Raw genomic sequence first — 10,144 nt, 5'->3', positions numbered from 1 at the left:
CCCCCCCCCCCCCCCCCCCCCCCCCCCCCCCCCCCCCCCCCCCCCCCCCCCCCCCCCCCGCTCCCACATGGATTGCGTTTATTCGACTTTGCCTGCTCGGCTCAGCACCGCGTTGAGCAACACATCGGTGCCCTGACGCACATCTTCGGGCAACACGTCTTCGGCTTCGTTGTGGCTCAATCCGCCAACGCAAGGGATGAACACCATGGCCGTCGGACAGAACCGCGCCAGGTGAATCGCATCATGCCCGGCACCGCTGACAATCGATTGCTGAGCGTAGCCCAGTGCATCCACCGCTTGTTGCACCGCCGCCACACAGTCAGCATCGAACGGTGTCGCCGGGCTGATCCAGTGGGGAGTAATCGTCAGATTCAATCCTCGGTTATCGGCAATCGCCTGGAGCCGCGCACGCACCTGCTGCTCCATCGCATCGATGGCTTCGTCGCGGTGATGACGCAGGTCGACGGTGAAATTCACCAAACCTGGAATGGTATTGCGCGACGACTTATTGATACTCAACTCGCCGACGGTCGTCAGGCCTTCGGGGGCGAAATCGCTGGCCAGGCCTTCGATTGCCTGGATCATCCGCGCCACGCCATACAGAGCGTCCTTGCGCAACGGCATCGGCGTAGTACCGGCATGGGCAGCCATGCCTTCGACCCGCACGTCGAGCCAGCGAATCGCCTGGCCGCCGCTGACCACGCCGATGCTCTTGGCGTTATCCTCAAGGATCGGCCCCTGTTCGATGTGCGCTTCAAAGTAAGCATCCACCGCGCCGCCCAGCGGGCGCTCGCCGGCATACCCGGTGCGTTGCAGGGCATCGGCGACGCTGATGCCATCCACATCACGTACCGCCAGTGCCGCGTCCAACTCCATGATGCCGGTGAACACCGCCGAGCCGAACATCGCAGGGGTGAAGCGCGCGCCTTCCTCGTTGGTCCATACCGCCACTTCCAGCGGCTTGCGGGTCTGGATGCCGAGGTCGTTGAGGCAACGCACCACTTCCAGACCGGCGAGCACACCGTAGACGCCATCGAAACGCCCGCCTTCAGGTTGGGTGTCGAGGTGGCTGCCCATCATCACCGGTGCGGCGCCCGGCTCAGTGCCGGCGCGACGGGCGAACAGGTTGCCGATGGCATCCACGCTCAGGGTCATGCCGGCTTCGCGGCACCATTGAGCAAACAGTTCGCGGCCCGCCTTGTCTTCATCGCTAAGCGCCAGACGGCAGCTGCCGCCACGTGCGGTGGCGCCGATTTCGGCCATGGCCATCAAGCTCGCCCACAGGCGTTCACCATTAATTTTCAACATGCGTTACTCCTGGAAAATATTGATCAAGCGGCTGACGGCCTAAACGCTCAAGACCTGCGACACCGGTTCACCGGCGCGCAGCCGCTCCAACAAGCGCGGCTCGGCGCGATCCGATGCCAGCGCGCGTTCGATGACGTTTTGCGCGGTGGCCGGATTGAGAAACAGCACGCCGTTGTCGTCCGCCAGCACCAGATCCCCCGGATGCACCGTGACGCCGGCACAGTGGATTGGCTGATTGATCTGGCTGTCGCCGCGGCCATGCAGCTTGGTGGTCAGCAGGCTGGTGCCGCGAGCGAAGACGGGTAACCCGGCTTCACGCAACTCCAGCAAGTCGGTCACCGCGCCGTCCACCACGATGCCCACCGCACCGGCGCAACTCGCGGCGCAACGGGTGACCGCGCCGACCGGGGCATGCTGCCAGTCGCCATCGGTGTCGATCACCAGCACATCGCCTGGCTGGATGAGCGCCAGGGCCTGGTTGACCGCGATGGCATCGGCGCCCACCAGTTTCAGGGTCAGCGCACGGCCGACGAGTCTCACATTGGGCACCATGGCTCGCAGTTGCGAATCGGCAAAGCCCTCCTCGAGAAAATGCCCGAGGGTCGGAAAGCTCACCGCTTTGAGCTGCTCGATCAGCTGCGATTCATCCATGTCGCGCCTCCTTGGCAATCAACTCGGCGACACAATCGATTTCCAGCGACACGCCCCACAGCGCTACACAGACCGTGGTGCGTGCCGGCGGCGCATGGCCCAGGAACTCGCGATACACCGCGTTGAACGGCTCCAGTTGCGCGGGATCGGTGAGGTACGCGTTGACCTTGATCACGTGGCTGAAGTCAGACCCGGCTTCAATCAGGATCGCCTCCAAGTTGCGCAAGGTTTGCCGCACTTGTTCGGTGAAATCAGCAGGCTGGTCATCGAGCCCGCTCTGGGCCGGAATCTGCCCGGCGGTGAACACCAAGTGGCCGCTGACCACCGCCTGGGAGTAAGGGCCGACCGGGCCGATGAAGCCCGGGGCCGATTGAATTCTGCGCATGCTGTTGAGCTCCATTAATCAGGCGGCGGCCGATTTGATTGGTTTGCCGAGGGCTGGATCGGCGGCCGGAACTGCCGTCTGAATTTCGCTGATGTCTCGCTTGAAAGTCTCGGTCAGCAACAACAGCGCCACCAACGAAATAAACGCCGCGCCGATCATGTACCAGGCCACCGAAGAGCCTTTGCCGGTCGCTGCCAGCAATGCGGTGGTGACGATGGGCGTGGCGGCGCTGCCGAGCAGGCCGGACAACATGTAGCTGATCGACAACCCGGAATAGCGCACTCGCGTGCCGAACAATTCGGCGAGGAAGGTCGCGATCGGCCCGTAGTTGGCCGCGAAGGCAGTCATCAACAGCAGGTAACCGAAGATCACCAACGACAGCTCTTTGGTGTCCATCAACCAGAACATCGGGAACGCGACCAGCGCTTCGGCGACGATGCCGGCAACGATGATCGGCTTGCGTCCGTAGCGATCCGACAGTGCGCCGAACACTGGCAACATGACGATGCACCAGGCGCAGGACAGCAACACCACGCCGAGCATCACACTGCGACTGAACCCGAGATTTTGCGTGCCGTACGTCAGGCCGAATGCAACGATGATGTTGAACGACGCCCCGGTCGACATGGTGGCGATCCCTCCCAGCACCACTTGTTTCCAGTACTTGCGGAACACTTCCGCCAGCGGCATTTTCACCTGGACTTCGGCTTCCTTGACCTTGTTGAAGGCCGGGGTTTCAGAGATGTTCAAGCGGATGTACAAGCCCACGGCGATCAGCAGCACGCTGGCCAGGAACGGGATACGCCAGCCCCAGGCCAACAGGTCTTCAGGGGACAGCCACGCGGCAATCACGAGGAAGGCCAGGTTGGCAATCATGGTCCCGGCCGGGACGCCGATCTGTACCCACGAGCCGTACAAACCGCGTTTGTTGGCGGGCGCATGTTCCACCGCCATCAGCACCGCACCGCCCCACTCGCCACCCAACGCCAGGCCTTGAATCACCCTCAGCAGCAACAACAGGATCGGCGCCCAGATACCAATGGCCGCGTAATTGGGTAATAACCCGATGGCGAACGTAGCGGCCCCCATGGTCAACAGTGAAACCAACAACATCGACTTGCGTCCCAGGCGGTCACCGAAATGACCGAACAGTGCCGCGCCGACAATCCGGGCCAGATACGCCGAAGCGAATGTACCGAAGGCCAGTAATGTACCGATCAACGGATCGAAATCAGGAAAGAACACTTTGTTGAACACCAGCGCCGAAGCCGTGGCGAACACAAACAGGTCGTACCATTCCACCGTGGTGCCAATCACACTGGCCACGGCAACTTTCTTCATGCTGATTGCAACTTCCGGAGGTGCGCCGGACTTTTCTACAGGCGATAGATCGCTCATTACTGTCTCCAGGAGTTCATCAAGAACTCATATGTAATTGTTTTAACTGGCAGTAAAACGTTTGAGATAAGGGATTGTTGTTATACGTCGCCCAACTCAATGGGCGAGTTTGCAAGGCGCTTTCTTATTAATAACCGAGTGTTCGGTCCGCACAATTCAATAACGGCTCACCGGCATTTAAACGGCGAAAGTTCTCTGCTACTTGTTCGGCGATACAGTCGTGGGAAGCCGCGGACGCCATATGCGGGGTAATGGTGACGCCGGGCATTGTCCAGAGACGGTGATCGACCGGCAGCGGTTCTTGTTCGAAAACATCCAGCAAAGCGCCGCGCAGTTTTCCTCGGGCCAGCGCGTGTTCGAGGTCGTCGATATTCAGATGCCCGCCCCGACCACAATTGACCAGCGCGGCGCCATTGGCGAGCCGCTCGAACGTTGCATTGCCGAGGATGCCGCGGGTTTCGCTGGTCAGCGGCAACAAGTTGATCAGCAACTCCAATCCATCGAGAAACGGGTTCAGTTGTTCCGCACCGGCGGACGTCTGTACGCCCGGCAGATCCTTGCGGCGGCGCGCCCAGCCACGAACGTCGTAACCGGCGGCAGCCAGGTCCTGGGCAATGGCGCTGCCCAACGACCCAAGCCCCATCACCCCGACCTTGAACTGCCCCGCCGCCCGTTGCAGCGGCCGCTCCCAGCGCTGTTCCCGTTGTTGCTCCAGCACCTGATCGAAGCCGCGGTGATAGTGAATCACCGCCCAGCGCACGTACTCAGTCATGCCTTGGCGGTGACCGGGATCGACCACTCGGCACACCGGCAAGTCCGGGCACGACGGGTCGTGATCCAGGTGATCGATACCGGCGGCCACCGAGTGAATGACTTGCAGGTTCGGCAATGCACCGAGGCTGCCCGGCAAGGGAAACCAGCACGCGGCAATCTGCGCGTTGGCGGCTTGTGGATCATCGGCCAACACCGTGGCGAGTTGCGGCGCACTGCGGGCAAACGCAGCCTGCAATTGCTTGAGCAGCAGGGTGTCACGGGACAGCAAAACCACGGTGTTGATGACAGGACTCATGACAAATAGGACTCGCGCTGGGATTCGATCAGGGTCAGGGCGGCCTCCCAGGCCAGGTCGATGATGTTGTCCTGTTCATCACGGTCAAACTGTTCGGCGGTATGTGCGCACACTTCCGGGGACGGGTAATGCAGCGCCGAACCACCGGCCAGCGCCGCAACTTGCGCCTGACAGGCACGCTCCAGGAAGTGAATTTCCTGGAACGCCTGTGCCACGCCGGAGCCACCGACCAACAAGCCATGATTGCGCAGGATCATCGCCCGGTGCGGCCCCAGATCAGCAATCAAACGCTCGCGCTCATCCAGCGACAGGGCGATGCCTTCATAGGTGTGATACGCCAATTTTCCGTAGAACTTCAGCGCGTGCTGACTGATCGGCAGCAAGCCTTGCTTCTGCGCGGCAACTGCCATGCCGGCGGCGGTATGGGTATGGATCACGCAGTTCAGGTCCGGGCGAGCCATGTGGATCGCCGAGTGGATAACGAAGCCTGCGGCGTTGACCCGATGACCTTCGTAGGCCGGATCGACCACTCGCCCGTCCTGATCGATGCGCACCAGATCCGAAGCGCGCATGCGGTCGAAAATCACCCCGTAGCGGTTGATCAGAAAGTGATGCTCAGGCCCTGGAATCCGCAGGGTGATATGAGTGTCGATCAGATCGGTCATGCGAAAGTGCGCGACCAGTCGATACAGCGCAGCCAGTTCGCAACGGGCTTGCCATTCAACCGGGCCGATGTGTTCAGGTTTACTCACGAATACACCTCTTTAGCAGCGTGGGTGGCGACCGGGTTGGCGCGCAGGCGTGCCAGGCCGCAAACACCGATCAAGGACAGGGCCGAGAGCAAGGTGAAGAACACCGCCAACGGCAACCATTGTCCGGAAAACTTGCTCGCCAGCAGCGTGCCGATCAGCGGCGTGGTGCCGCCGGCGAGCGCGCAACTCAACTGGTATGCGATAGAAATGCCCGAGTAGCGCAGGTGCACCGGGAACGCCTGGGTCATGTAACCGGCAATCACCGCGTACAGCGCCGAGAGAATCACCACCGCCAGAGCGATGCCGACGGTCATCAGCACAATGTTTTGCGTACCCACCAACAGGAACATCGGGTACGGCGTGACCATGCACAGCAGCGCGACGAGTTTGAGGAAGCGGCCTTCGCCAATGCGCTCGGCGAGCAGCGCGGAAAGCGGTTGCGAGAGCAGCTGAATGACGGTCACCAGGAACAGGCAATCGAGAATCGTCGAGCGCGGGATGCCCTGATACTGGGTGACGTAAGTGATCATGAACGTGTTGGTGAAGAAGAACCCGGCGGAACCGATGGTCACCGCGGCGGCTGCGAACAGGATCTGCCGCCAGCAGGTGCGAATCACATCCTTCACCGGGTATTTGGCGGTCTCGTTGTTGTCCTTCGCCTTGGCGAATTCCGGCGACTCATGCACCCCGGAGCGGATCATCAGGCCGACCATCATCAGCACACCGCTGGCGAGAAACGGCAGACGCCAGCCCCAGGCGAGGAAGTCCTCTGGCTCAAGGGATGTCACCAGGCGAAAAGCAATCAGGGCCAGCAGCAAACCTGCCGGGCTGCCGAGCTGAGCGAACGAGGCATAAAAGGTTTTGCGTTTGGCCGGTGCGTGCTCGCTGGCCATCAACACCGCCCCGCCCCACTCGCCACCGACTGAAATGCCCTGGATCAAACGCAGCACAATCAGACCGATCGGCGCCCAGATACCGGCGCTGGCGTAGCTCGGCAACATCCCGATGCCGGTGGTAGCAAGCCCCATCAGCGCCATGGTCACCAGCAGCATTTTCTTGCGACCGAGGCGATCACCCAAATGACCGAACACCATGCCGGCCATTGGTCGAGCGATGAAGCCGACGGCGAAACTGCCGAACGCTGCCAGGGTGCTCATCACCGGGTCGTGGCTGGGAAAGAACACTTGCCCGAGCACCAGCGCCGCCGCCGTGGCGTAAATGTAAAAGTCGTAGAACTCGATGGTCGTGCCAATGAAGGCTGCCGCTGCCGCTCGACGCGGTTGAGGGGTAGTGTGCATGCAAGGACCCTGTGTATTTATAGTTTTGGGCAGGTATTGAAGGCTGTTTACGGGTTGCACTCTGTGGCGCTTGTTAGCTTTATCGCTTCCGTGCCAGGATTAGTCAATTTTCAAATTCTTATCTTTACTATTAGCCTTGCTACTACAGGGAATTTTTATGCCTTCCATTTCTAACCCTTGGGTTGGTCGCCGCTTTCTGAATGATCGCCTCGACTGGAACCTGTTACGCACCTATTTGGTGATCGGCCAGGAAGGCAGCATGAGCCGGGCCGCTGCGCGATTGCATATCACGCAGTCAGCCGTCAGCCAGGCACTGAAACGGCTGGAAGAACAATTGGAATGTGTGTTGATTGCCCGTAGCGGGCGACGGTTTGATCTGACGGAAACCGGGGAGGAAGTCCTGCGCATTGCGGCGGACATTTACGGCGATATTTCACGACTGGGCACAGTGGTGGAGAGTCATAACGACGATGTGGTCGGCAAGATTCGCATCCTTACCGTCAGCGGCGTGCAAGCACGACATTACGACGAGTTCCTCGCCGATTTCCACGAAACCCATCCGAAAATCGAATTTGAAGTCGAAGTGATGGGCAGCTCGAACATCATCAGTTCACTGCTGCAAAAGACGGCGACCGTTGGCGTCGGCCTGTGCCGTTTACCGCAGCCGCGATTGGAACAGCGAGTACTGTTTCGCGAGACTTATGCGTACTTTTGTGGGCAGCGCCATCGACTGTTCGGACAAGAGAACCTGACCCTGGAACAGCTCGCGGCGGAGAATTTCGTGAGCTTCACCAGCGACCAGCTCGGGGGCAATCTGTCGCCGTTGACACTGTTTCGCGATCAACAAGGGTTCACTGGCAAGATCGTTGCGTCATCAACGAGTTTCGAAGAAATTTATCGTTTGATCTGTTCAGGGTTCGGCATTGGCTGCCTGCCGACGCACTTGGTAGGAAGGGATGTCGAGCAAGGTTTGCTCTGGCGTTTGCCACCGGAAGATGGGGTGGTGGATTTCGATATCCAGCTATTGTGGAATCGCGAGCAGAAGATGAGTCAGGCCGAAACCGTGTTTCTGGAGAGCTTCCAGCACATGCTCAGTATTCGTGAGCCTGTGCTGTGAAGCTTTGATCGTTAGACGTGAGGGTCGCCCGGCGCTTTGCCCGGCACGGCGTATTGCGGCTTCAGGTGGCCGTCCTGATCGAGCAACCAGGCGTCCATGATCTGCCGCACCACGGGACCGGCGACGCGACCACCAGCCTCGCCGTTCTCGATCATCACCGAAATGACAATCTTCGGATGTTCGGCCGGGGCGAAACCGACGAACAAGGCGTTGTCACGGTTGCGCTCCAGGGTTTTCGCCCGGTTGTAGCGCTCACCCTGCTTGATTGCCACCACTTGCGCCGTACCACTCTTGCCGGCGATGCGGTATTGAGCCCCCGCGGCTGCCGCTCGGGCAATCCCGCGAGCGTCGTGCATTACCATCTGCATGCCGTGGTTGACCTGCTCCCAGTCACGCGGGTCTTTCAATAGGATGTTTGGCATTGGATGCTCATCCACTGGTGCAACACCGTCCACAGTCTTGGCCAGGTGCGGCCGGTTCCAGACACCTTTGTTGGCGATCAGTGCAGTGGCCTGGGCGAGCTGCAGCGGCGTGACCTGCATGTAACCCTGGCCGATGCCGAGGATCACGGTCTCACCCGGGAACCATGCCTGACGGCGCGTGGCGCTCTTCCAGGCCTGGGATGGCATCAACCCCGCAGACTCTTCGAACATGTCCAGCGAGACCCTCTCGCCGAGGCCAAACATCGCCATGTAATCGTGCAGACGGTCGATCCCCAGCTTGTGCGCCAGATCGTAGAAGTAGGTGTCGTTGGAGCGCATGATCGCCGCGTCCATGTCCACCCAGCCATCGCCACTGTGGTTCCAGTTACGGTATTTATGATCGAAATCCGGTAGCTGGTAGTAACCCGGATCGAAGACGCGGGTCTGCGCAGTGACCACCCCGGCGTCGAGGCCGGCAATAGCCACTTCCGGCTTGATGGTCGAGCCCGGCGCGTAGAGCCCACGCAGCACACGATTGAACAGCGGCCGGTCGATGGAATCGTGTAGCGCCGCGTACTCCTTGAAGCTGATGCCGGTCACAAACAAATTCGGGTCAAAACTGGGCTTGCTGACCATCGCGAGTACTTCGCCGGTCGACGGGTCGAGAGCGACCACCGAGCCACGGCGATCGCCCAACGCCTCCTCGGCAGCTTCCTGAAGTTTGACGTCGAGGCTCAGAACGATGTTTTTGCCGGGGATCGGATCGGTGTGTTTGAGCACTCGCAGCACGCGGCCCTGAGCATTGGTTTCGACTTCTTCATAACCCACATGGCCGTGCAACTCGGGCTCGTAGAATTTCTCGATGCCGGTCTTGCCGATGGATTGGGTGCCACGGTATTCCACCGTATCCAGGGCTTTGGACTCTTTCTCGTTGATGCGGCCGACGTAGCCGATCGAGTGTGCGAAGTGTGCGCCCATCGGGTAGTGGCGAACGAATTGTGGCTCTACGTCGATCCCTGGCAAACGGAACTCGTTGACTGCCAGCACGGCGATCTGTTCTTCGCTGAGTTCGTAGAACAAGGTGACGGGCACGAAGGGGTGTCGAGCCTGCTTCATTGCCTTGTCGAACAGTGTGCGGTCTTCAGCCGGCAGGTGCAGGAGGTTGACCACGTCATCCAGCTCTTCTTTGACATCGGAGGCCCGTTCTCGGGTGATGGTCAAGTTGAAACTGGGCCGGTTGTCCGCCAGAAGCACGCCGTTTCGGTCATAGATCAACCCACGGGTAGGGGCGATCGGCAATACGTGTACGCGGTTATTTTCGGAGATCGTCGAATGGTAGTCGTACTCAACCACTTGCAGAACATACAGCCGTACCACCAGCGCGCAGGTGATAGCAACGACGAACAAGGCGCAGGCCATCAGTCTTTTATTGACCAGGCGCGTCTCTTTTTCGTGGTCCTTGATTGGTATCGGTTCAGGCATTTCTGCGGCAGCTCTTTGACTGTAGAGGAAGTGCCGATCCGTAGGCTTGAAATCAGTCCGTTAAAAAACGAGCTGCACCATACCAAAAACGGCGGGGTCACTTTAGCGCGTCAGCCAAAATTTCATAAACGATGCAACTATCACAAGGGATAGCGGGCGGGCTATTCCTTTATTTGCCACGGCACTTTCCTGCGGGCAAAACAAAACCCCTACCTGCATACGCAGATAGGGGTTTCGGAATTTAATCTTGACGATGACCTAC

The 10,144-nt window shown here is 59.9% G+C and carries 9 protein-coding genes; 1 reads left to right on the top strand and 8 read right to left on the bottom strand.

Going from position 1 to position 10,144, the window contains the following annotated elements; all coding sequences use genetic code 11:
* Positions 1-78: 78 nt before the first annotated feature.
* From AC1RQB_RS27810 to AC1RQB_RS27780, 7 genes are all read right to left on the bottom strand, one after another.
* Positions 79-1,308 (bottom strand): Zn-dependent hydrolase, encoded by a 1,230-nt coding sequence (locus AC1RQB_RS27810; RefSeq protein WP_063341034.1) that lies wholly within the window; start codon positions 1,306-1,308, stop codon positions 79-81.
* 39 nt (positions 1,309-1,347) lie between these two features.
* Positions 1,348-1,959, bottom strand: a complete 612-nt coding sequence (locus tag AC1RQB_RS27805) for an RraA family protein (RefSeq protein WP_063341035.1) — start codon at positions 1,957-1,959, stop codon at positions 1,348-1,350.
* Positions 1,952-2,344 carry a RidA family protein gene (locus AC1RQB_RS27800; protein ID WP_063341036.1) on the bottom strand — a complete coding sequence of 131 codons (393 nt, stop codon included), beginning with the start codon at positions 2,342-2,344 and terminating at the stop codon, positions 1,952-1,954. The genes AC1RQB_RS27805 and AC1RQB_RS27800 overlap by 8 nt, the downstream gene beginning before the upstream one ends.
* A gap of 18 nt (positions 2,345-2,362) precedes the next feature.
* Positions 2,363-3,742 (bottom strand): MFS transporter, encoded by a 1,380-nt coding sequence (locus tag AC1RQB_RS27795; RefSeq protein WP_063341037.1) that lies wholly within the window; start codon positions 3,740-3,742, stop codon positions 2,363-2,365.
* Between the two features lie 127 nt (positions 3,743-3,869).
* Positions 3,870-4,811 carry a 2-hydroxyacid dehydrogenase gene (locus tag AC1RQB_RS27790; protein ID WP_198537187.1) on the bottom strand — a complete coding sequence of 314 codons (942 nt, stop codon included), beginning with the start codon at positions 4,809-4,811 and terminating at the stop codon, positions 3,870-3,872.
* Positions 4,808-5,563 (bottom strand): class II aldolase/adducin family protein, encoded by a 756-nt coding sequence (locus tag AC1RQB_RS27785; protein ID WP_063341038.1) that lies wholly within the window; start codon positions 5,561-5,563, stop codon positions 4,808-4,810. The genes AC1RQB_RS27790 and AC1RQB_RS27785 overlap by 4 nt, the downstream gene beginning before the upstream one ends.
* The gene (locus AC1RQB_RS27780; RefSeq protein WP_063341039.1) at positions 5,560-6,861 is read right to left on the bottom strand and encodes an MFS transporter; all 1,302 of its coding nucleotides are present in this window, start codon (positions 6,859-6,861) and stop codon (positions 5,560-5,562) included. Before AC1RQB_RS27780 ends, AC1RQB_RS27785 begins: the two co-directional genes overlap by 4 nt.
* Positions 6,862-7,018: 157 nt before the next feature.
* Here AC1RQB_RS27780 and AC1RQB_RS27775 point away from each other — a divergent pair, with 157 nt between their 5' ends.
* Positions 7,019-7,978 (top strand): LysR family transcriptional regulator, encoded by a 960-nt coding sequence (locus tag AC1RQB_RS27775; RefSeq protein WP_063341040.1) that lies wholly within the window; start codon positions 7,019-7,021, stop codon positions 7,976-7,978.
* Positions 7,979-7,989: 11 nt separating this feature from the next.
* Here the strand turns inward: AC1RQB_RS27775 and mrdA are convergent, their stop codons facing one another.
* On the bottom strand, positions 7,990-9,882 hold the full coding sequence (gene mrdA, locus AC1RQB_RS27770; RefSeq protein ID WP_063341041.1) for a penicillin-binding protein 2: 1,893 nt from the start codon (positions 9,880-9,882) through the stop codon (positions 7,990-7,992).
* Positions 9,883-10,144: the final 262 nt, after the last annotated feature.

The organism is Pseudomonas sp. GW822-FHT02E03 (genome assembly GCF_058802325.1).
The sequence above is the reverse complement of the archived record's forward strand: the minus strand, read 5'-3'. Positions and strand labels throughout refer to the sequence as shown.

Bases quoted from the DNA above. Each gene is read 5' to 3' on its own strand.
- AC1RQB_RS27790 (WP_198537187.1), bottom strand. From the start codon at position 4,811: ATGAGTCCTGTCATCAACACCGTGGTTTTGCTGTCCCGTGACACCCTG.
- AC1RQB_RS27810 (WP_063341034.1), bottom strand. From the start codon at position 1,308: ATGTTGAAAATTAATGGTGAACGCCTGTGGGCGAGCTTGATGGCCATG.
- AC1RQB_RS27805 (WP_063341035.1), bottom strand. From the start codon at position 1,959: ATGGATGAATCGCAGCTGATCGAGCAGCTCAAAGCGGTGAGCTTTCCG.
- AC1RQB_RS27775 (WP_063341040.1), top strand. From the start codon at position 7,019: ATGCCTTCCATTTCTAACCCTTGGGTTGGTCGCCGCTTTCTGAATGAT.
- AC1RQB_RS27800 (WP_063341036.1), bottom strand. From the start codon at position 2,344: ATGCGCAGAATTCAATCGGCCCCGGGCTTCATCGGCCCGGTCGGCCCT.
- mrdA (WP_063341041.1), bottom strand. From the start codon at position 9,882: ATGCCTGAACCGATACCAATCAAGGACCACGAAAAAGAGACGCGCCTG.
- AC1RQB_RS27795 (WP_063341037.1), bottom strand. From the start codon at position 3,742: ATGAGCGATCTATCGCCTGTAGAAAAGTCCGGCGCACCTCCGGAAGTT.
- AC1RQB_RS27780 (WP_063341039.1), bottom strand. From the start codon at position 6,861: ATGCACACTACCCCTCAACCGCGTCGAGCGGCAGCGGCAGCCTTCATT.